Genomic DNA, 19,967 nt, shown 5'->3' on the forward strand with positions numbered 1-19,967 from the left:
CCCGGCCCGGCCCGGCCGTCTCCTGCCCCGGTTCACGCATCGCCGCCACCCGCTCCCCGCGCTCCCGTGCAGACCGCCCGGGGCCCGGCGGCCCAGCTGGGCCTGCGGCCGGCCGTGATCGACAGGGCGAGGCCCGAGGCCGTCCACGGACCCAGGACATGCGCCTCCGGCGGGGTGGCGAACGGGCGCGGTTCGCCGTCGGCGTCCACCGCATCGGTTTCCGTGCGCACCGGGGCGTGCGAGATCAGCTCCAGGTAGATGCCGCGAAATGCCGCGAGATTCTGTTCGACGGTGAAGAGTTCGAGCGCGCGGGCGCGCGCCGCCGCTCCGAGCCGTGCACGGCGCTCGGGGTCCCGCAGCAGCGCGAGACAGGCATCGGCCAGCGCTCTGGGATTGCGCGGGGGCACGACGAGCCCGGTGCCGCCGACGACCTCGACGACCGCGCCGACATCCGTCGACACCGTGGCCCTGCCGCAGAACATCGCCTCGACCAGACCGATCGGAAAACCCTCGACCACGCTGGACAGGACGACGACCCCGCCCGCCGCGTAGGCGTCCGGCAGATCGGGCACCTCGGCTCCGCCGATGTCCTCGAAGGAGACCGGGTTGTCGCCGACGGCATGGGCGTCCGCGGCCTCGTCGGGGAACAGCTGGGCGGCGAGCGCCCGGCAGTGCGCGAGATAGGTGGCGCCTTCCGCACCCCGGGCCGGGGCGCCGACAATCCTCAGCCGGGCGTCCGGTTCGGCCTTCCGCACTTCCGCGAAGGCGTGCAGCAGTGCGATCAGGTCCTTGGCGGGCTCGATCCGGCCGACCCAGACCAGGGTGTCGTCGGGCCCGCTGTCGCCGCTCTCCCCCAGCGCCGTGAAGCGGTCGGACTCCATGCCGGGGTGGACGGTGCGCAGCTTCTCGCGGGCGGCTCCGCAGCGTTCCTGCCAGCGGCGGACGTGGGCGTTTCCGGGGGTCACGATCGCGGCCTGCCGGTACACCTCGGTGGCGAGCCGCCCGTGGAAGTGGGCGAGCAGGGAGCGCACCGGCGCGTTCATCGGGGTGCCGGTCGCCGCGAGGTAGTGCGCCCGCAACTGCGCGCCGTGCTCGGTCACCAGCAACGGCACCCCGAAGAAGCGTTTGGCCAGCAGCCCCGGCAGAGCGACGGCGCCGCCGGACGTCGCGTGGCAGAGGTCGACCGCGCCGAGGCCCTCCTCGTCGTACCAGTCGAGCGAGAGCGGGCGGAGCACCCGGTCGAGCTCTCGGACGAAGGCGAGGAGGTCGGGGACGGTGGCGGTCTGGACGGTGCGCCCGGTGCCCGGGGCGCGGCAGGCCGCTTCGAGTACGCGCACGGCGGTTTCGGAGCGGAGGGCCGCGCCGAGTCCGCCGTGCTCGCGGGCCAGTTCGGCGAGTCCGTACAAGCCGTCCGTGAACTGCGCGTCCGCGGCAGCGGCGGCCGTACGCCCTTCGCCGCCCGGTTCACCGGCACCCGCGCCCGCGTCGGCCCCCTCGTCCTCGCCGCCCGCCGCACCGGCCGCGCAGACCGAGGCGGCGAGAGCCGCGAAGTGGGCCGTGAAGCGCTGCCGTTCGCGCCGTCCGTACGGGCGGGTGCCCCCGCCCGTCACCATCCGGTTGAGCAGCCCCTTGGGGGCCCGGGTACCCAGGACGTCCTCGTCGGCCGTCCACAGCGGCGCCGTCCGCACCCGGCCGACCTGCATCGGGAGCGGGACCCAGCCCCGCGCCTCCTGCTCGGCGGAGCGGCTGAGCGCGAAGAGATCGAACTCGTGCTGCGCGAGCCCGCGCACCAGGCGGTCGCACCAGAGCCCGGACTCACCGGTCGCATACGGATAACCACCGTCGGTGAGCAGTCCGATCCGCACGAGCACACCCCCGATCTCCCTTGTGGGCTGCCGCCGTTGGAATGGCGGCTCACAGCGGGACGACCGTATGCGGATACGTCGGTGGTGCGACGGACGGTTGTCCGTCGCACCACCGAAAGGGGTGAACCGTCGTAACTTTCCCGCCCCCGTAGCGTTCTGTCGCGCTATGGGGGCGATCGGTCACACAGGGTCAGGCGGTGGCTAGCTCCTTGCGGGCCGCGCGGCGCACCGCCGCGAGCACCGGATCGAGCGCGGGAACGGCCGCCAGGAGCTGCTTGGTGTACGGGTCCCGGGGGTTCTCGTACACCTGGCCCACCTCGCCCTCCTCGACGATCCGGCCCTGCCGCATGACGGCGACCCGGTCGCTGACCTGCCGTACGACGGCGAGGTCGTGCGCGATGAAGACCAGGGCGAGCCCCAGTTCCCGCTGCAGTTCCGCCAGCAGGGCGGTCACCTGGGCCTGGGTCGTCACGTCGAGCGCGGAGACGGCCTCGTCGCAGACGATCAGCTCCGGCTCGGCGGCCAGCGCGCGGGCGATGCCGACGCGCTGGCGCTGTCCGCCGCTGAACTCGTGCGGATAGCGGTCGTAGCTCTCCGGGGCGAGGCCGACCCGGGTCAGCAGATCCCGGACCCGCGCCCTGATCACCACCTCGTCGCGCTCCCCCGAGGCGCGCAGCGGGTCGGCGACCGACTCGCCGATCGAGCGGCGCGGGTTGAGCGAGGAGACGGGGTCCTGGAAGACCATCTGCACCCGGGCCTCGCGGGTGAGCCGGCCCGAGGTGGGCTCCAGCAGACCGACGAGCATCCGCCCCAGGGTGGTCTTGCCGCTGCCGCTCTCACCGACGATGCCGAGGGTCTCGCCGCGCCGGACGGTGAGCGAGACTCCGTCGACGGCGGCGAGGGCGGTCTTCCCCCGGCCGAACACCTGCCGGACGTCGACGGCCTCGACGAGCGGCGCGCCCGCGTCGTCCGCCGGCTTCGCGCCCGAGGGGATCCGTCCCTCCGTCACCCGCGGCACCGCCGCCAGCAGCGCCCGCGTGTACGGCTCGCGCGGCGCCACGAGCACCTCGCCCACCGGCCCCCGTTCCACCGCCCGGCCCGACTGCATGACCAGCACCTCGTCGACCGACTCCGCCGCCACGCCCACGTCGTGCGTGACCAGCAGCAGCCCCATGCCCGTCTCGCGGCGCAGACCGTGCAGCAGGTCCAGGATCTGGGCCTGGACGGTGACGTCCAGGGCGGTCGTCGGCTCGTCGGCGATGAGCAGCTGGGGCTCGCAGGCCAGGGCCATCGCGATCAGTGCCCGCTGCCGCATCCCGCCGGAGAACTCGTGCGGCCGGGACCGGGACCGCCGTACCGCGTCGGGGATCCCGACCCGGTCCAGCACCTCCACCGCCCGTGCCCGCGCCGCCCGGCGGGAGGCCCGGTGGTGGACCCGGTACACCTCGGCGATCTGGTCGCCCACCGCGTAGTACGGGTCCAGCGAGGACAGCGGGTCCTGGAAGACCATCGCGGCCTTCGCACCCCGCAGGGCGCGCAGTTCCGCGTCGTCCGCCGCGGTCACGTCCACCCCGGCGACCCGGATCGAGCCGCCGACCTTCGCACCGGTCCCCCGGTGCAGTCCGAGCAGGGCGTACGCCGAGGCGCTCTTGCCGGAGCCGGACTCCCCGACGACGCCGAGCGCGCCGCCGGCCTCCAGCGAGAACGACAGCCCGTCCACCGCCCGCACATCGCCGAACGAGATCGAGAGATCGGAGACTTCGACCAGGCTCATGCCAGCACCACCCGTCGGTCGGCCATCGCCTGGAGAATGTCCGCGACGGCATTGGCGAGGACGACGAAGAATCCGGTGACGAGCACCAGACCGACGACCACCGGAAGGTCCACGTGCTTCACGGCGTCGACGAGTTCACGGCCGACCCCGGGAATCCCGAAGAGCGATTCGGTGAGGACGGCGCCGCCGAACATCGAGCCGATGTCCAGTGCGCCGAGCGCGATCACCGGCGCCAGCGCACCGCGCAGCGCGTGCCGCCCCACGAGCGCCCGTTCGCCGACCCCGTACGCCCTGAAGGTGCGCACATGGTCCTCGGCCAGGGTCTCCAGCATCGAGGCCCGGGTCATCCGGGCGTACGGCGCAGCGGACACCAGAGCCAGCGAGATCCAGGGCAGCAGCAGGTTCCAGGCCCACTGTTCCGGGTCCTCGGTGAGCGGTACGTAGTCCGGGAACGGCAGGATCTGGAGCGCCGTGACCAGGATGATGATCAGCAGCAGCCCGATGACGAAGACCGGGGTGGCCATGCCGGCCAGGGTGATCCAGGTGAGGACGCGCTCGGTCGGCCGGCCGCGCCGCCACACCGAGAGCAGTCCGGTGCCGACCCCGAGCAGCATCCACAGCACGAAGGCGCCGACGGCGAGCGAGGCGGTGGCCGGGAGCTTGGCCAGGATCAGCTCGGTGACCTGCTGGTCGCTCTGGTACGAGAGCCCCAGGCAGGGCGCCTGGCAGTGCAGCACCCCGGTCCCGGTCGAGTAGTCGCGGCCGACGAAGAGACCCTGGAGGAAGTGCGCGTACTGCACGTACAACGGGTCGCCCAGGTGCAGCTGTTCGCTGACCTGCGCCACCTGTGCGGGCGAGCAGCGCGGACCGCAGGCGATCTGCGCGACGTTGCCGGGGGCGACGTAGAAGGCCGCGTAGACGACGACGCTGAGGGCGAGCAGCACGAAGAGTGCCCCGCCGAGGCGCCTGAGCAGGAACCACTTCACGCGTCGGCCTCCTTCTTCCGTCCGGTGCCGATCCGCAGCCGGGACTCGGCGCGCGGATCGAGCGCGGTGCGCACGCCCTCGCCGAGGACGGTCAACGCCAGCACGGTGACGAAGAGCAGCAGTGCGGGGATCAGCAGATAGGTGGGCGCCGCCTGGTACCAGGTGTCGGCGTCGCTGAGCATCTGTCCCCAGGACGGTGTGGGCGGCTTGATGCCCACACCGAGGAAGGACAGGGCCGCCTCGACGACGATGTTCGCCGGGAAGAGCAGCACCGCGTAGGTGATGACGGGGGCGGCCAGCGCGGGCAGCAGTTCGCGCCTGGCGATCTGCCAGGAACCCCAGCCGCTGAGCCGGGCGGCGGCGACGTGGTCGCGCGATTTCAGCGAGAGCGTCTGGGCGCGCACGATCTTCGAGGTTCCGGACCAGCCGACCAGGCCGATGATCACGGCGATCAGGACCGGGCGGGGGAAGCTCGTGGGTACGACGGCGAGCGCGCCGAGCGCGATCACCATGACGGGCAGCGCGACCACGACGTCGGTGACCCGGCTGAGCGCCTGGTCGACGAAGCGGTTGCCGAGCCCGGCCGCGAGCCCGATGCCGACCCCGATGAGCACCTGGAGCAGGGTGGCGGCGAGCGCGACGCCGAGCGAGACCCGGGCGCCGTACACGACGCGGGCGAACAGGTCGCGCCCGGTGAGCGGTTCGACGCCGAGCCAGTGCTCGGCGCTGATCCCGCCGAGGGAGCCGACCGGCACCCCGCCGGTGGCGGAGTCGACGAGATCGGGGTGGTACGTGGTGGGGTCCTGGCCCTCGATGCCCGCGAGCAGCGGTGCGGCGAGCGCGACCAGGACCAGCAGGGCGACGATCGCGGCCGCCACGAGGGCCGCGCGCCGGGCGCGCAGCCGCCGCCAGAACGGATGGGCCCCGGAGGCGGGGACCGCGACGGCCCCCACCTCCTCGGCCGGAATTGCGTCTGCCATGGCTACTTGACCGCGACCTGCGAGATGTCGAGCACACCGGTCCAGTCGCTGATCACGACGTTCTTGACGGACTCGCCGTACAGGCGCTTGTAGACCGGGTGGAACAGCGGCACGGTCAGCGCCTGCTCACCGACCTTCTTGTCGAGCGCGCCCCAGCGCTTCGCGGCGGCGCTCAGGTCGGTCAGCTTGTTGATCTCGTCGATCTCCTTGTTGACCGCGGGGTCGTTCAGCTGGCCGGAGTTGAAGTTGTAGCCGGACCTGACGATCTGGCGCCCGTCGAAGATCGGCGCGAAGAACGGACCGCCGGACGGCCAGTCGGCGCCCCAGCCGCCGAGGAAGAAGCCGGGCTCGCTCTTCAGGCTGTAGACCGTGTCGGAGTAGTCGTTGCTCTCCAGGCCCTGGAGCTTGACGGTGATTCCGGCCTTCTTCAGCGCCTCCTGGAGGGCGGTGGCGATCTCCGGGCTGGTGGCGAAGTCCTTGTCGTTGGAGTGCGTGAGGGTGACGGTCAGCCCCTTGGGGTAGCCGGCCTCCTTCAGCAGTTCCCTGGCCTTGGCCGCGTTGCCGTTCTTCCCGGCCGGGAAGTGGTCGTACGGCGTGTGGCCGAAGGCCGCCTGGTCGGGCAGGAAGGTGGTGGCGGGTTCGGCGAGCGAGGAGCCGCCGGCCGCGTTGACCACGGAGGAGCGGTCCACGGCGTACGAGATCGCCTGGCGCACCTTCGGGTTGTCGAACGGCTTCACCTTCGGGTTGAAGGCGATGTAGTTGGTGTAGCCGAAGTGGCCGGTGCCGACGCGGGCGGCCAGCTTCTTGTCGCCGGTGACCTTGGCGAGCTCGGCCGGGCCCAGGTTGGTGTCGGTGGTGACGGCCGCGGCGTCGGCGCCCTGCGAGGCGGACAGGCGCTGGTTGATGACGGCGGAGTCGAGCCCGGAGCGCACGTCGATCCGGTCGGGGTAGGCCTTGCGCTCCTCGTCGGTCGCCGCCGACCAGTGCGGGTTGCGCTCCAGGATCAGGCGCTCGCCGTCGCCCTCGTTCTTGACGACCTTGTACGGGCCCGAGGAGATCGGGTGCTCCTCGTACTTGGTGCCCTTGTCCTTGGCCTTGGGCACCGGGGTCGTCTGGGTCTGCGTGGCCAGGAAGGGGAATTCGCCCTCCGGCTTGTTGAGGTGGAAGACGATCGTCTTCGCGTCGGGCGTCTCGATCGAGTCGAGGCCCTTCTTGTCCTTGTACGGGCCCTGGTAGTCGGCGCCGCCGATCAGCCAGTCACGCAGGTAGGGCGCGCCGCCGGAGAGCTCGGCGGCGAAGGAGCGCTCGATGCCGTACTTGATGTCGGCACTGGTGATCGCGGTGCCGTCCTCGTACTTCAGGCCGTCCTTGAGGGTGTACGTCCACACGGTGGCGTCCTTGCTGGGCCTGCCCAGGTCGGTCGCGAGGTCGGGGACGACCTTCGCACCGGCGGCGCCGTCCTCCCGGTTGCGGGTGGTGAGCGTGCGGAAGACCAGGGACGGGACGTTGCCGCCGCCGGAGGTGTAGAGCCGCGCGGGGTCGAAGTCCTCCTGCGGCTTGCTGTTGAGGACGGTGAGCGTGCCGCCCTTCTCGGGCTTGCCCGCCGCGCCGGAGCTGCCGTCGCCGCCCTTGTTGTCCTTGGGCCCGCAGGCCGCGGCACCTGCGGCCACGACGAGTACTGCGGTGGCCGCTGCCACGCGGCGCGATATGACGGACGGTTGACGCATCGGAAGGTGACCTCTCGGGTGTACTGCCTGGAGAAAGGGACGGAAGGAGTTCCGCGCAGGCAGCGACGAGAGCGAGTGCACACAGCCGGTCGACGGGTGGAGAAGCTGACCGGAAACACCGAACTGCCGCGCCTGCGGGCGGAATGCGCCCGGCGCGGCAGTCATGCGTGGCGGCCCAGGCCCGTCAGGGCTCGGACCGCGGGCGGACGCGCGCTCGGGCAGGCGTCAGCAACAGTGGATGTCGGCGACACTGTGCCCGGTCACACCGATGAGCGCCAGCTCTATGACTGCGCGATCGGGGAGGACGGGGCCGTGTGACATGTCGAGAAATATGGATCACCGCCCAGGGGATGTCAACGCGAATTGAGACAGTAATCTCACGATACGGACAGCCTGCGGGCATGCGTACGCCGGTTCCGCGTACGGCTACGAGGCGCGGCGCACCCGGGAGGCGGCCCGTCACACCCGCGGGCCCGCCCTCTCCCGGATCAACTGGGCGGATACACCCAGGCGTTGGGCCGGCACTTGATCCCGTCGATGTTCAGGGACTTGGTCTGCTGCTGCATCACCGGAGCGAGGGCTCCGCGCGTGCCGCAACTCACATGGTTGTGACCCAGCCGGTGACCGACCTCATGGTTGATCAGCATCTGGCGGTAGGCGAAGAGTTTGTCCGGACCGAAGGTCGACGACCCCTGTGCCCAGCGGTAGGCATTGATCATCACGCGCTCGGTCGCCGCGGAGTCGCACGAGACGTTGTCCTCCGTCGTGTCCAGCCCGGACTTCATGCACCATTCGCCGGTGGTCCCCGGGCTGGCCAGGGTGATCACGAAATCGGGGTCGTCGGTGGAGACCCGCTCGAACGTCATCGCCCCGTCGTGCGCCCAGCTGCGGTCGTCGTTGAGCGTCTCCTGGACGGCCCTGGCGAAGAGCGCGGCATCGAGGCCGAGGCCCTGCTCCACGTCGATCCGGTAGCGGTACCTGTGCCCCCGGCCCGGGGCCTTCGCCGTCCCCGGAACCGCCTCGAACTTTCCGGACGCCTTCAGTTCCGGGGCGAGCGGATAGGCCTTGGCCATCTTCTGGGCGTACGAGAGCGGCTTGGCCCGCACCGGCTCCGGGGTCGGCCGGTCGTCCGAGCGGGAGGCGCCGTCGGGGCCACTCCGGTCGACGCCCGAGGGCTGCGCGGCGGTGGTCCCGCCGCCGTTGTCCTGGGCGACCTGCCCGGCCACCACCACCGCGAGGACCGTGGTCACCGCCGCGGCCGCGATCCCGGTGAAGGTGCGGCCCTTGGCGCCCTTGCCGTCCTTGGCCGGCGCCGGGCCGTCGGTGCCGCCGCCGCCGGGCGGCTGCTCGTCCCGCTCGTCGGCCGGGGCGGCCGGATCGGCGGGGCGGGCCGGCGGAACGGAAGGCCCGCGCGGTGCGGGCGGCGCGGGCGCCGCGTCGAATGCCTCGACGAACTCGCGCCGCGGTCCCGGTATCAGCGGCCGGGTGCCGCTCGGCTGCTGCCGCCCGGTCGCCACCTGCTGCTGGGCCGCCGGCCGCGCTCCGGGCCGGTGGTCGTCGCCCCGGTGAAGCTGCTGGGGACCGGTCCCCCAGCCGCCGCCGGGTTCGCGCTGTTCGGGGTGGCCGCCGCGGACGTGTCCGCTCTGCTGGAACGGGGTGTGCCCGTCGGAGCCGGCCGGCGCCTCCGCCGACCTCCGGCGCCGCCCGGTGCCGGGGACCGGCCGGACGGCCTCACGATCGGCGCCCGCGTCCGCGGTGGCGGCCTCGATGTCGGGCCCCGAGGGTTTGGGGCCCTTTCGGCTATGTCGTCCCACGCCCCGGATCAGCTCCCGCCGCGTTCGTCGAGCAGTTCCCGGAAGACCTGGGCGACCGCCTCCGGGTACTCCATCATCGCCACGTGCCCCGCGTCGGGCAGTGTCAGCAGCCGTGAATCACGGAAGGCCGCGGACGCCTTGCGCGCCATCCGGTACGAGACGAGCTGGTCCCGTCCGCCGTACACGAGCTGGGTCGGTGCGAGCACCCGCTCGGCCTGGCGCCACAGTCCGTGCTGCCCGCCGAGCGTGTACGCGTCGACAATGCCACGTGCCGAGCGCGCCATCGCGTCCCAGAAGTAAGGCAGTCCCATCCGGCGCTCCATTTCGGCCACCGCTGCGTGGAAGCCCGACTCGGAGACGCGCCGCGGATCGCCGTAACAGAGCGCCATCACCCCGCGGGTGCGCTCCTCCGCGGACCAGTCCCTGGTCATCCGGGCGAACAGGCCGGCCACACCGGGCACCGCGAGCAGACCCGTCGGTACGGCGGACCGCTGCACCCGGATCTCGGGGAGCGCGGGCGAGATGAGGGTGAGGGTGCGCACCAGGTCGGGACGGACCGCGGCGACCCGGGTGGCCACGGCACCGCCGAGCGAATTGCCGAACAGGTGTACCGGCCCGCGCTCCTCGGCGTCGAGAAACCGGATCACGGCGCGGGCATGCCCGGTGACCGAGTAGTTCCCGTCGTCCGGCGGCGGCGAGTCACCGAAGCCGGGCAGATCGACCGCCTCGCCGTCCACCACGTCCTGGAGCAGCGGCATCAGTGCCGACCAGTTCTGCGAGGAGCCGCCGAGCCCGTGCACGTAGAGCGCGGGCGGCAGCCCGGTCCGGCCGGGCGGCCGGGACCGGACGGTCAGCGTCAGCCCCGGCAGCGCGACGGAGCGCAGCCGCTCCCCCTCCGCGACCCCGACGGCACTCACTGCCGGGGACACCGCGGCGGCGACGGCACGGACTCCCGGCAGTTCGGTCGAAGACATGCGGCAATGTTACGAGACGATCACACCCCGATTCATGTGTTCGCCGTCACAGACCGCGTAGCGGCCCGCGGGCGCAGCTCCTACGCTCGAAGCAAGGAAGGGAGTCACCATGACGGTCGACCCCAGCGACCCGGAGACCTTCGAGGACATCCAGCCGGACGAACCGGACCAGGAGACGCCCCGGGCGGACGCCGCCGAGCAGCGGGCGGATCTCCAGCAGCGGCACGACGAACCGCTCACGGACATCGACCGGGACAGCGCCGACGAGGCCGATGCGGCGGAACAGGCCCGCGTCGTGACACAGGATGAGGACGATTACCGCTGATACAAACTGCTTTGTCCCGGTGGCCGGGGAATCTGTGGCTACCGCAGCCGTCCGGTCCATGAAATTCTGCGTCCGCGCCGCGCACACCCGGGTTACCCAAAAGTACGATGGCTGTACGGCGCAGCGTGCACGGAAAGGCTGTGTCCGATCACAAATTTGGGAGGCGGCGTGACAGCCATCGAGCAGACCGAGGCGGCGCGCCCGCGGGGCACTCGCCTGCCTCGCCGCGCCCGACGCAATCAGTTGCTTGGCGCCGCGCAGGAAGTCTTTGTGGCACAGGGCTACCACTCCGCCGCGATGGACGACATCGCCGAGCGGGCCGGGGTGAGCAAGCCGGTGCTCTACCAGCACTTCCCCGGCAAGCTGGAGCTCTATCTGGCCCTTCTCGACCAGCACTGCGAGTCGCTGCTCCAGGCGGTCCGTACGGCCCTGGCGTCGACCACCGACAACAAGCTCCGGGTCGCCGCGACGATGGACGCGTACTTCGCGTACGTCGAGGACGAGGGCGGTGCCTTCCGGCTGGTCTTCGAGTCCGACCTGACCAACGAGCCCGCGGTGCGCGAGCGCGTCGACCGGGTGTCGTTGCAGTGCGCGGAGGCGATCTCCGACGTCATCGCCGGTGACACGGGACTGTCCAAGGACGAGTCCATGCTGCTCGCGGTCGGCCTGGGCGGTGTCTCCCAGGTGGTCGCCCGGTACTGGCTCTCCAGCCGGTCCGCCATTCCGCGTGACACTGCGGTCCAGCTGCTGACCTCGCTGGCCTGGCGGGGCATCGCGGGCTTCCCGCTGCACGGCATCGATCAGCACTGACGCGGGCCGCCCGGAGCCGCCGCCGTCCGTGTTCGCTGCGGGCGTTGCCCGCCGACCACTGGCGGCTCGCCTCAGCGGGCTAATGTGTGCTGCGTACGGCGCGGCTCACCGCGCAGGGACTGACCGTCGGAGGGACATAGCCGTGGAGGTCAAGATCGGGGTGCAGCACACGCCCCGGGAGATCGTTCTGGAGAGCGGACTTTCCGCCGAAGAGGTCGAGAGCGCGGTCGCCGAGGCTCTCACCGGTAAGGCGCAGCTGCTCAGCCTCACGGACGAGAAGGGCCGCAAGGTCCTGGTGCCGGCCGACCGGATCGCTTACGTGGAGATCGGCGAGCCCAGCACGCGTCGCGTGGGCTTCGGCGCGCTGTAGGCAGCACGCTCCGAGCAGTGACCGTGGCAGCGGCCCGGTGGGATTCCCACCGGGCCGCTGCCCGTTCCGGTACGCAGTGATTCCGGTGCGAACCCCGTGCCGAGGAGGGTTGCGTTCCGCAACCCGCGGGTAGTACCGCTTACGACCGATTTAGGGCAGGCCCTAACCGCCCCGCCACTCGCGAGGTGATCATCTGTGATCCTGGAACCACTCGGCTCCGTCGTGCTCGGACTCGCCCTCGCCTGGATGGCGCTCCGCTCCCTGCCGGACCGGCTCCCGCCCCGCCGTGCCGTCTTCACCACCGGCGCCCTGGGAGCCCTGTTCGGCGCGTATCTCATGCACTCGGTGCTGAGTCCGGGCCATGTCGTGGCCACGCTGATCGGCGCGGCGCTGATCGGGGCCGTGACGCTCTCGCTGCTGGTCCGCCCGCGGAGCGGCCGCCTGAGCCGATCAGCGGCGGCCTGAGGCCGGCCCGGCGGCCGGCCCCGGTGAGCCTGCTACGCGGCCAGTCCCAGCGCCGCCATCCGCTTGGTGTGCGCCTCGGTGATCCGCGAGAACATCCGCCCGACCTCCGCCAGGTCGAAGCCGTCCGCCACACCGCCGACGAGCATCGTCGACAGCGCGTCGCGGTCGGCCACCACCCGCTGCGCCTGGGAGAGCGCCTCGCCCATCAGCCGGCGCGCCCACAGCGCGAGCCGGCCGCCGACGCGCGGGTCCGCCTCGATCGCGGCACGCACCTTCTCGACGGCGAAGTTCCCGTGCCCGGTGTCGTCGAGCACGGCGAGGACGAGGGAGCGGGTGTCCGAGTCGAGCCGGACCGCGACCTCCCGGTAGAAGTCACTGGCGATCGAATCGCCGACGTACGCCTTGACCAGACCCTCCAGCCAGTCCGACGGCGCGGTCTGGCGGTGGAAGTCGTCGAGCGCCTTGGCGAACGGCTCCATCGCGCCGGTCGGCTCGACCTCGATCGCGGTCAGCCGGTCGGTGAGCCGCTCGAAGTGATGGAATTCGGCGGAGGCCATCTTTGCCAGCTCCGCCTTGTCGGCCAGCGTCGGCGCGAGTTTGGCGTCCTCGGCGAGTCGCTCGAAGGCTGCCAGCTCCCCGTAGGCGAGTGCTCCCAGCAGGTCCACGACCGCTGCCCGGTACTGCGGCTCCACCGACGCGGTGGCCCAGTCCTGGGCGGCGATTCCGGTGGGTTCAGGGGTTTCAGTGGCGTTGTCAGGCGTCTCCATGAAGCGCAGAATAGCCCGCCCGGCGGGGGACGGAAGGGCCTGGTCAGCCAGTGACATCACACCGTTCCGATGAATTCGCCCAACACACATGCGCGAATCCGGGGTACAGTGGTATTGCGCCTACTGAGTATTTTGGATGTATCAGCGGCGTGAAAATGGTGAAAACGAATGAGGATGCCCGGTCGGTGGCCCGATCGGCTCCGACCCGACAGCCCTCCACGCGGGGCGTACGACACGTACGACCGCAGATGAGGGGCCCCCTCAGCGGCACGAGCGCTCGAGCGACGGCAGTGGTCCCGCGCCACCCGGCCCATCCACGGCCGGATGACCAACCCCGGCACGGTACGACCCCCAGCGTTCGCCTCGGACCGCGTCTCACAGAAGAGGCAGCACCCTGACTACGTTTCGTGACCTCGGGATTCTTCCCGAGACGGCCGAGGCCCTTGAGGCCGTCGGCATCGTGTCCCCGTTCCCCATCCAGGAGATGACGCTCCCCGTCGCGCTCTCCGGCTCCGATGTCATCGGCCAGGCCAAGACCGGCACCGGCAAGACCCTCGGTTTCGGTCTGCCGCTGCTGGAGCGCGTCACCGTCCCCGCGGACGTCGAGGCCGGCCGGGCCGCCCCCGAGGAGCTGACCGAGGCGCCGCAGGCGCTCGTCGTCGTCCCCACCCGTGAGCTCTGCCAGCAGGTGACCAACGACCTGCTGACCGCCGGCAAGGTGCGCAACGTCCGCGTTCTCGCGATCTACGGCGGCCGTGCGTACGAGCCGCAGGTCGAGGCCCTGAAGAAGGGCGTCGATGTGATCGTCGGCACCCCGGGCCGACTGCTCGACCTGGCGGGACAGCGCAAGCTCGACCTCTCGCACGTCCGCGCCCTGGTGCTCGACGAGGCCGACGAGATGCTCGACCTGGGCTTCCTGCCCGATGTCGAGAAGATCATCACGATGCTGCCGCCGAAGCGGCAGACCATGCTGTTCTCGGCGACCATGCCGGGCGCCGTCATCGGTCTCGCGCGCCGCTACATGTCGCAGCCGACGCACATCCGCGCCACCTCGCCCGACGGTGAGGGCGCGACCGTCGCGAACATCTCGCAGCATGTCTTCCGGGCCCACTCGATGGACAAGCCGGAGATGGTCTCCCGCATCCTGCAGGCCAACGGCCGCGGACTCGCGATGATCTTCTGCCGCACGAAGCGCACGGCGGCCGACATCGCCGAGCAGCTGGAGAAGCGCGGCTTCGCGTCCGGCGCGGTCCATGGCGACCTCGGCCAGGGCGCCCGCGAGCAGGCGCTGCGCGCGTTCCGCAACGGCAAGGTGGACGTGCTCGTCTGCACCGACGTCGCGGCCCGCGGTATCGATGTCGAGGGCGTGACCCACGTCATCAACTATCAGTCGCCGGAGGACGAGAAGACGTACCTCCACCGCATCGGCCGGACCGGCCGCGCGGGCGCCAAGGGCATCGCGATCACGCTGGTCGACTGGGACGACATCCCGCGCTGGCAGCTGATCAACAAGGCGCTCGACCTGAAGTTCAACGACCCGGTCGAGACCTACTCCACCTCGCCGCACCTCTTCGAGGAGCTCGACATCCCGGCCGGCACCAAGGGTGTCCTGCCGCGTGCCGAGCGGACCCGTGCGGGTCTGCGGGCCGAGGAGATCGAGGACCTCGGCGAGACGGGCGGCCGCGGCCGCAAGTCCGCCGCGGCTTCGGCGCCCGCCGTCCGCGAGGAGCGTGCGCCGCGTACGCCGCGCCAACGCCGTCGCACCCGGGGCGGCTCCGCCGTCCAGGAGGCGCCCGCCACCACCGCCGCGGTGCCGGCCCCGGCCCCCGAGGCCACCGACGCCCCGTCGGAGCCGCGTACGCCGCGTCGCCGTCGCCGTGCCCGGGTCGGCGCCCCGGAGGCCGCGGCCGAGGCCGTGATGAGCACGGTGGAGGCCGTGGTCGAGGTCGAGGTGGAGCCGAAGGCCGCCAAGGCCCCGGCCGAGGACGCTCCGGCGACCGAGACCAAGCCGCGCCGCCGCCGTGCCCGTGTGGTCAAGCCGGTCGTGGACGAGGTCGACTTCCAGATCGCGCCCATCGCCGAGCCGGTGGCCGAGACGAAGACGGTGACCAAGCCGCGCCGCCGCCCCCGCGTCGTCAAGCCGGCCGAGGACGAGGTCGACTTCCAGATCGCGCCGATCTCCGAGCCCACCCCGGAGACCAAGCCGCGCCGCCGCACCCGTGCGGCCGCCAAGCCGAAGACGGAGGTCGTGGCCGAGGCCCCGGCCGCCGAGGGCGAGGCGAAGCCGCGCAGGCGTCGGGCGCCGCGCGCGACCGCCGCGAAGAGCGAGGGCTGAGCGGCCACCGCTCAGAAGCTTGATCCGCCGGACGGGCCCGAGGACACCCTCGGGCCCGTCCGGCGTTCTGGCCCTCTCTGTCTGCCCGCCCGCCGTTCCACGGCATAACCTCGTGCCATGAGCCGGCCGCACACCTTCACCCCGCCCCCCTGCGCCCACGCCCACCAGCTGCGCACGTCGCGCGGCGACTTCGCCGTGCTGGACGCCTCGCCGCCCGGTGCCACGCGCGGTACCGCCCTCCTGCTGCCCGGATACATGGGCAGCAAGGAGGACTTCCTGGCGCTCCTCGAACCGCTCTCGGCCGCCGGGTACCGGATCGTCGCCGTGGACGGCCGCGGACAGTACGAGACCGATGGGACGGACCGTCAGGAGACCTACGCACAGGGCGAGTTGGCCCTGGATGTGCTCGCTCAGGCCGCCGCCCTCGGCGCCGGCGGCGAAGGCACCGTGCATCTTCTGGGGCACTCGCTCGGCGGGCAGATCGCCCGCGCCGCCGTACTGCTCGACGCCTCGCCGTTCCGTTCGCTGACGCTCATGTCGTCAGGACCCGCCGAGGTCGTCGAGGCCCAGCAGCTCAAGGTGAAGGTGCTCGGCGACGCGCTCGCGACGCTGAGCATGGCCGAGGTGTGGGAGGCGATGCGTGCCCTCGACCCGCCGGAGGACACGGCGACGGACGGCGAGGCCCTGCGCCAGCGCTGGCTGCGCCACCGGCCCGCCCAGCTGATCGCCACCGGCCGCCAGCTGGTGACCGAGCCGGACCGGGTGGCCGAACTCGCCGCCCTGCCGCTGCCGGTCCATGTGCTCTCCGGCGAGCGCGACGACACCTGGCCGGTGCCGCTGCTCGACGAGATGGCGCAGCGGCTCGACGCGCACCGCACCCGGATCACGGGCGCCGAGCACTCCCCCAACACGGACCGCCCGGAGCAGACGGCGGCCGCGCTCGCCGCGTTCTGGGACAGCCTGTAGGCGGCGGGCCCCGAGCGAGCTCGGTGCCGCGAGGGTTCAGTACTGCGACTGAAGGTGCTGCCAGAAGCCGTCGCGCAGTGCCCGCCGCAGATGCGCGTGGCCGCGCAGCGAGTGCTGGAGCAGCCGTTCGGCCTCGACCAGCAGGTCCTGGTCGACGGAGCCCGGCAGGTACGGGTGTCCGGGCAGCAGATCGGCGAGGGACTCGCGCCCCCGGGCGGCCAGCCAGGCGGCGGCGATCTGCGCGCCGACGAAGCGGACGTCCTCGCGCGCGGGCGCGGGGGTGTCGTCCTCGTAGGTGGTGACGGGGCGTCTGGTGACGTACGGGCGGCAGAAGTCCAGGTCGAAGGTGCGCTGGCTGTCGACCTCCCAGAGCAGCGGCTCGGCCTGGTTGCGCCCCTCCCCCGCCTCGATGCCCCACAGGTGCACCCGGGCCCCGTACCCCTGCGCCGCCTCCACCGCGGAGACCAGGTCCTCGTCGCCGCCGACCAGTGCCGCATCGCTGATGGCACGGTGCCGGGCGAGCGATTCGAGGTCGGTGCGGATCAGTGAATCGACGCCCTTCTGCTGGTTGTTGGCGTTGAGGTTGCCGAGTCTGACCTTGACGTCGGGGAGTTCGGCGATGGACTGCTGCTCGACGGTGTGGATGCGCCGCCGGGCTCCGTCGTACCAGTACACGCGCAGCAGCCTGCTGTCCGCGAAGATCGTCCGGGCCTTGTCGATGAAGGCCTCGATCAGTCCTTCCGCGTCGAGGTCGAAGGAACGGCGGTCCTCGGTGCCGGTGACCAGCAGTCCGGCCGCCGCGTACACATAGCCCGCGTCCACGAAGATCGCGTGGGTCGAGGGGGTCTTCGACACCTCGGCGAGCACGCGCTGGAGCAGCTCGTTGGTGCGGTCCAGGCGCTCGCGGATCTCTGCCTCGTTCATTCGGGCCTCGTCGTGGACCTCGTCGCCCGCGGATGCTCGGTGACCTGCTGATACTTAGACATCCAAAAAATTTCCTTAGCGTAGGGAATGTTTGCCTGAAGCAAGCCGTTATACCTCTCGTGGAGCGCAGGACAGCGATGTCCGGTGCTCTCATCCTTGCGGACGGGTCATCCGTCCTCCCAGTAGTTCTCCAGCAGGAGGATCAGACGAAGGGAAGCCTTATGCGCTTCGAGATCATGCGACTCGACGATGTCGACGGTACCGCCGTGGACAGCACCGTCGTGGACGCCGCCTCCGTCAACCGGATCGTGCAGCAGGCCGCAGCCATGGGCCAGCGCATCTATATCCGCCCGGCCGAAACCTCGGCTTCGTAACGCACGACGACGCACAAAGACGAAGCGCCCCCGCACGGAAGGTCCGTGCGGGGGCGCTGTGGTGCCGGCGGGCGCCTCAGGAGTTCTGGATGACCTGGGTGACGCCGTTGATGATCTGCTGCACGGCGATGGCGGACAGCATCATTCCGGCGAGCCTGGTCACCAGCACGACGCCGCCGTCCTTGATGAGCCGGATGATCAGCAGCGAGTAGCGCATGGTCAGCCAGAGCACGATGTGCATGGCGACGATCGCCGACCAGACCGAGATCTGGCTGCCCACACTGTCGGCGTGCTGCACCGCCAGAATCACCGAGACGATCGCACCGGGCCCGGCGAGCAGCGGCATGCCCAGCGGCACGAGCGCCACGTTGACGTCCTTGGTCTGCGTCGGCTCGTCGGTCTTGCCGGTCAGCAGATCGAGCGCGATCAGCAGCAGGAGCAGCCCGCCCGCGATCATCAGGGCGGGTACGGAGACATGCAGGTAGTCGAGGATCTGCTGCCCGAGCAGACCGAAGACGGCGATCACACCGAAGGCGACGGCGACCGCCTGGAGCGCCATCCTGCGCTGCATCTTGGCGGGGCGGCCCGCGGTGAGTGCGAGGAAGATCGGGGTGATCCCAGGGGGATCCATAATCACAAAAAGCGTGAGAAAAAGGGATCCGAAGACAGCGACGTCGAACACAGTGAGCCTTGCGAGAAGAGAGAAACGGCCTGAAGGAGCGCACCCCGAAGCCATGACGGCGGCCTGGCGGCCGGGTGCGCGAGAGTGGGAACAGCTGAGGTGGGAACGGACGGCGGTACGTGTACGGGGTCCGTGCTCCGGCCCCGGCTCGTGCGTCGTTACGCGGGGCGGGGCCCGCCGGCTCCCGGCACCGGGAAGGCTCCCGTGGCGCGCCGGGTGATCTCGCCGTAGATCTCGGGGTCGGTGGTGTACTCGCCGAGCCCGACGGTCTTGCGGCTGCCGTGGTAGTCGCTGGACCCGGTCGTCAGCAGCCCCAGGTCGCGGGCGAGCCCGCGCAGCCTGGCCCTGGTCGGCTCGTCGTGGTCCATGTGGTCGACCTCGATGCCGTCGAGGCCGGCGGCGGCGAGCCGCGCCATCGAGGACTCGGGCACCACCTCGCCGCGCTTGACGGCGGCCGGGTGGGCGAAGACGGTGACGCCACCGGCGGCCTTGACCAGCCGGATCGCCTCGAAGGGGTCGAGTTCGTGCTTCTCGGCGTAGGCGCGTCCGCCGTCCGCGAGCCATTCGGGCGTGAAGGCGTCGGAGACGGTCTCGACGACGCCGAGCTCGACGAGCGCGGTGGCGATGTGCGGCCTGCCGACCGATCCGTCCCCGGCGATCCTCGCGACCTGCTCCCACTCGACGGGCACGCCGAGGTCCTGGAGCTTGCCCACCATCGTCCGGGCGCGCGGCACCCGGTCGTCCCGTACGAGTTCACGTTCTCGGGCCAGCTCGGGCTCGTCGGGATCGAAGAGGTACGCCAGCATGTGCAGGCCCACGCCGTCGATCCGGCAGGAGAGCTCGGCGCCGGTGACGAGGGTGAGCCCCTCGGGAAGGGCGGCGATCGCCCCGGCGTGGCCGCGCACGGTGTCGTGGTCGGTGAGCGCGACGACGTCCAGGCCCGCGGCGGCGGCGTTGAGCACCAGCTCCGCGGGGGTGTCCGTGCCGTCCGACGCGGTGGAGTGGGTGTGCAGGTCGATGCGCACGACGCGTACTCCAGTGCTCGGGGCCGGACCAAGGGGACGTCTCAGGATAACTGGCATTCGAACGGCGTCCGGCCGGGCACGGAGGCCCCGGGGCTCAGCCGAGCAGTCGTGGTGTGAGCGCCCCGCACGGTACGAGGTCCATCTCTCCGCCGGCCTCGCGCAGATCGGCGAGCACCAGCTCGTCGTACATCAGGAGCCCGGACTGCTCGGGCCAGACGATCGCCCAGAGCCAGAGCCCGCGCGCCTCGCCCGCGAAGACCGCCCGGTCCGCGGGGGCTCCCTTGACGTGCCACAGCGGGGTGGGGCGTCCGGCGGCGAGCATCTTGACGTCCGGCGGGCCCTCGACGTCCAGGTAGGGGCCGGGGTCGGGGCCGTCGATCCCGGCGTAGCGCGCGCCGAGCCCGACACCGAGCTCCTCGGTGACGAGCAGCAGTTCGCCGATACCGCCGACGGGGCCGGGGCCGGAGCAGGCGACGGCGCTGGCCCGGCCACCGCTGCGGTCGTCACCCGCGCTCGCCACTCCGGTGAACAGCCAGCCGACCGGCAACGGCCAGGGCATCCACACCGGGACCTGGGAGCGGCGCACCACCACCCCCAGCGCTTCGACGCCGGGCGGAACCACCGGCTGCAGCGGTTGCACGCTGCCGTGCACGGCGCACTGCCAGGTGTCGGCGAACAGACCGGGCGCTCTGACCCGGCCTCCGCACTTCGGGCAACTGGGTTCGCCCCTCATAGCGACCAACGGTCCTCCAGGACCGTCGCCGCGTCAAGGAAGATCACCCGTCCGCAGCGGGGCCACCACCT

Annotated in this window: 20 protein-coding genes; 7 read left to right on the top strand and 13 right to left on the bottom strand. The window is 71.6% G+C overall.

The genetic code is table 11. The features are described 5' to 3' along the window. Nucleotides 1-32 precede the first annotated feature (32 nt). The 8 genes from OG520_RS13625 to OG520_RS13660 all read right to left on the bottom strand — a co-directional run bounded on the left by OG520_RS13625 (nt 33) and on the right by OG520_RS13660 (nt 10,120). Entirely contained in the window at nt 33-1,865 is a 1,833-nt protein-coding gene (locus tag OG520_RS13625; RefSeq protein ID WP_406016478.1) for a glycosyltransferase, read from the bottom strand. A 190-nt stretch (nt 1,866-2,055) separates the two neighbouring features. Next, complete coding sequence (locus tag OG520_RS13630) at nt 2,056-3,639, bottom strand: dipeptide ABC transporter ATP-binding protein (protein WP_406013346.1); 1,584 nt, start codon at nt 3,637-3,639, stop codon at nt 2,056-2,058. After that, a complete protein-coding gene (locus OG520_RS13635; protein WP_266414625.1) occupies nt 3,636-4,625 on the bottom strand; it encodes an ABC transporter permease in 990 nt (329 codons plus the stop codon). Before OG520_RS13635 ends, OG520_RS13630 begins: the two co-directional genes overlap by 4 nt. Beyond that, nucleotides 4,622-5,605 carry an ABC transporter permease gene (locus OG520_RS13640; RefSeq protein ID WP_406013347.1) on the bottom strand — a complete coding sequence of 328 codons (984 nt, stop codon included), beginning with the start codon at nt 5,603-5,605 and terminating at the stop codon, nt 4,622-4,624. The genes OG520_RS13635 and OG520_RS13640 overlap by 4 nt, the downstream gene beginning before the upstream one ends. A gap of 2 nt (nt 5,606-5,607) precedes the next feature. Next, nucleotides 5,608-7,332, bottom strand: coding sequence for an ABC transporter substrate-binding protein (locus OG520_RS13645; RefSeq protein WP_399328837.1), 1,725 nt, complete (start codon nt 7,330-7,332; stop codon nt 5,608-5,610). Nucleotides 7,333-7,557: 225 nt separating this feature from the next. Beyond that, nucleotides 7,558-7,653, bottom strand: coding sequence for an Ms4533A family Cys-rich leader peptide (locus OG520_RS13650; protein WP_323180069.1), 96 nt, complete (start codon nt 7,651-7,653; stop codon nt 7,558-7,560). A 167-nt stretch (nt 7,654-7,820) separates the two neighbouring features. Continuing rightward, nucleotides 7,821-9,146, bottom strand: coding sequence for a DUF3152 domain-containing protein (locus OG520_RS13655; RefSeq protein ID WP_406013348.1), 1,326 nt, complete (start codon nt 9,144-9,146; stop codon nt 7,821-7,823). Between the two features lie 8 nt (nt 9,147-9,154). Next, nucleotides 9,155-10,120, bottom strand: coding sequence for an alpha/beta hydrolase (locus OG520_RS13660; protein ID WP_406013349.1), 966 nt, complete (start codon nt 10,118-10,120; stop codon nt 9,155-9,157). A 109-nt stretch (nt 10,121-10,229) separates the two neighbouring features. On the opposite strand from OG520_RS13660, the gene OG520_RS13665 reads away from it, so the two are divergent. The 4 genes from OG520_RS13665 (at nt 10,230) to OG520_RS13680 (ending at nt 12,090) form a co-directional block, all read left to right on the top strand. Next, complete coding sequence (locus OG520_RS13665) at nt 10,230-10,445, top strand: hypothetical protein (protein WP_266414632.1); 216 nt, start codon at nt 10,230-10,232, stop codon at nt 10,443-10,445. A gap of 168 nt (nt 10,446-10,613) precedes the next feature. Then, the gene (locus OG520_RS13670; RefSeq protein WP_018105511.1) at nt 10,614-11,255 is read left to right on the top strand and encodes a TetR/AcrR family transcriptional regulator; all 642 of its coding nucleotides are present in this window, start codon (nt 10,614-10,616) and stop codon (nt 11,253-11,255) included. Between the two features lie 142 nt (nt 11,256-11,397). Beyond that, the gene (locus OG520_RS13675) at nt 11,398-11,625 is read left to right on the top strand and encodes a DUF3107 domain-containing protein (protein WP_164495152.1); all 228 of its coding nucleotides are present in this window, start codon (nt 11,398-11,400) and stop codon (nt 11,623-11,625) included. A 195-nt stretch (nt 11,626-11,820) separates the two neighbouring features. Continuing rightward, a complete protein-coding gene (locus OG520_RS13680; protein WP_406013350.1) occupies nt 11,821-12,090 on the top strand; it encodes a hypothetical protein in 270 nt (89 codons plus the stop codon). A 32-nt stretch (nt 12,091-12,122) separates the two neighbouring features. Here the strand turns inward: OG520_RS13680 and OG520_RS13685 are convergent, their stop codons facing one another. Continuing rightward, a complete protein-coding gene (locus OG520_RS13685) occupies nt 12,123-12,857 on the bottom strand; it encodes a ferritin-like fold-containing protein (protein ID WP_266414635.1) in 735 nt (244 codons plus the stop codon). 484 nt (nt 12,858-13,341) lie between these two features. On the opposite strand from OG520_RS13685, the gene OG520_RS13690 reads away from it, so the two are divergent. Further along, nucleotides 13,342-15,192, top strand: coding sequence for a DEAD/DEAH box helicase (locus tag OG520_RS13690; protein ID WP_399328981.1), 1,851 nt, complete (start codon nt 13,342-13,344; stop codon nt 15,190-15,192). Nucleotides 15,193-15,309: 117 nt separating this feature from the next. After that, the gene (locus OG520_RS13695) at nt 15,310-16,158 is read left to right on the top strand and encodes an alpha/beta fold hydrolase (RefSeq protein WP_406013351.1); all 849 of its coding nucleotides are present in this window, start codon (nt 15,310-15,312) and stop codon (nt 16,156-16,158) included. Between the two features lie 36 nt (nt 16,159-16,194). Here the strand turns inward: OG520_RS13695 and OG520_RS13700 are convergent, their stop codons facing one another. After that, complete coding sequence (locus OG520_RS13700; protein ID WP_266414637.1) at nt 16,195-17,082, bottom strand: NYN domain-containing protein; 888 nt, start codon at nt 17,080-17,082, stop codon at nt 16,195-16,197. A gap of 221 nt (nt 17,083-17,303) precedes the next feature. Here OG520_RS13700 and OG520_RS13705 point away from each other — a divergent pair, with 221 nt between their 5' ends. Further along, the gene (locus OG520_RS13705) at nt 17,304-17,456 is read left to right on the top strand and encodes a hypothetical protein (RefSeq protein ID WP_093549992.1); all 153 of its coding nucleotides are present in this window, start codon (nt 17,304-17,306) and stop codon (nt 17,454-17,456) included. A 76-nt stretch (nt 17,457-17,532) separates the two neighbouring features. Here the strand turns inward: OG520_RS13705 and OG520_RS13710 are convergent, their stop codons facing one another. The 3 genes from OG520_RS13710 to OG520_RS13720 all read right to left on the bottom strand — a co-directional run bounded on the left by OG520_RS13710 (nt 17,533) and on the right by OG520_RS13720 (nt 19,896). Beyond that, the gene (locus OG520_RS13710) at nt 17,533-18,138 is read right to left on the bottom strand and encodes a MarC family protein (RefSeq protein ID WP_399328832.1); all 606 of its coding nucleotides are present in this window, start codon (nt 18,136-18,138) and stop codon (nt 17,533-17,535) included. A 158-nt stretch (nt 18,139-18,296) separates the two neighbouring features. Then, the gene (locus tag OG520_RS13715; protein WP_266414643.1) at nt 18,297-19,163 is read right to left on the bottom strand and encodes a PHP domain-containing protein; all 867 of its coding nucleotides are present in this window, start codon (nt 19,161-19,163) and stop codon (nt 18,297-18,299) included. A 94-nt stretch (nt 19,164-19,257) separates the two neighbouring features. Continuing rightward, nucleotides 19,258-19,896 carry a DUF6758 family protein gene (locus tag OG520_RS13720; protein WP_389984938.1) on the bottom strand — a complete coding sequence of 213 codons (639 nt, stop codon included), beginning with the start codon at nt 19,894-19,896 and terminating at the stop codon, nt 19,258-19,260. Between the last annotated feature and the right edge of the window lie 71 nt (nt 19,897-19,967).

It is taken from the genome of Streptomyces sp. NBC_00984 (genome assembly GCF_045162475.1).
GTDB lineage: Bacteria > Actinomycetota > Actinomycetes > Streptomycetales > Streptomycetaceae > Streptomyces.

Excerpts from the sequence above, each read along its gene's own strand:
- OG520_RS13630 (WP_406013346.1), bottom strand. The coding sequence starts at position 3,639 with ATGAGCCTGGTCGAAGTCTCCGATCTCTCGATCTCGTTCGGCGATGTG.
- OG520_RS13640 (WP_406013347.1), bottom strand. The coding sequence starts at position 5,605 with ATGGCAGACGCAATTCCGGCCGAGGAGGTGGGGGCCGTCGCGGTCCCC.
- OG520_RS13645 (WP_399328837.1), bottom strand. The coding sequence starts at position 7,332 with ATGCGTCAACCGTCCGTCATATCGCGCCGCGTGGCAGCGGCCACCGCA.
- OG520_RS13650 (WP_323180069.1), bottom strand. The coding sequence starts at position 7,653 with ATGTCACACGGCCCCGTCCTCCCCGATCGCGCAGTCATAGAGCTGGCG.
- OG520_RS13660 (WP_406013349.1), bottom strand. The coding sequence starts at position 10,120 with ATGTCTTCGACCGAACTGCCGGGAGTCCGTGCCGTCGCCGCCGCGGTG.
- OG520_RS13665 (WP_266414632.1), top strand. The coding sequence starts at position 10,230 with ATGACGGTCGACCCCAGCGACCCGGAGACCTTCGAGGACATCCAGCCG.
- OG520_RS13685 (WP_266414635.1), bottom strand. The coding sequence starts at position 12,857 with ATGGAGACGCCTGACAACGCCACTGAAACCCCTGAACCCACCGGAATC.
- OG520_RS13690 (WP_399328981.1), top strand. The coding sequence starts at position 13,342 with ATGACGCTCCCCGTCGCGCTCTCCGGCTCCGATGTCATCGGCCAGGCC.
- OG520_RS13695 (WP_406013351.1), top strand. The coding sequence starts at position 15,310 with ATGAGCCGGCCGCACACCTTCACCCCGCCCCCCTGCGCCCACGCCCAC.
- OG520_RS13700 (WP_266414637.1), bottom strand. The coding sequence starts at position 17,082 with ATGAACGAGGCAGAGATCCGCGAGCGCCTGGACCGCACCAACGAGCTG.
- OG520_RS13705 (WP_093549992.1), top strand. The coding sequence starts at position 17,304 with ATGCGCTTCGAGATCATGCGACTCGACGATGTCGACGGTACCGCCGTG.
- OG520_RS13720 (WP_389984938.1), bottom strand. The coding sequence starts at position 19,896 with ATGAGGGGCGAACCCAGTTGCCCGAAGTGCGGAGGCCGGGTCAGAGCG.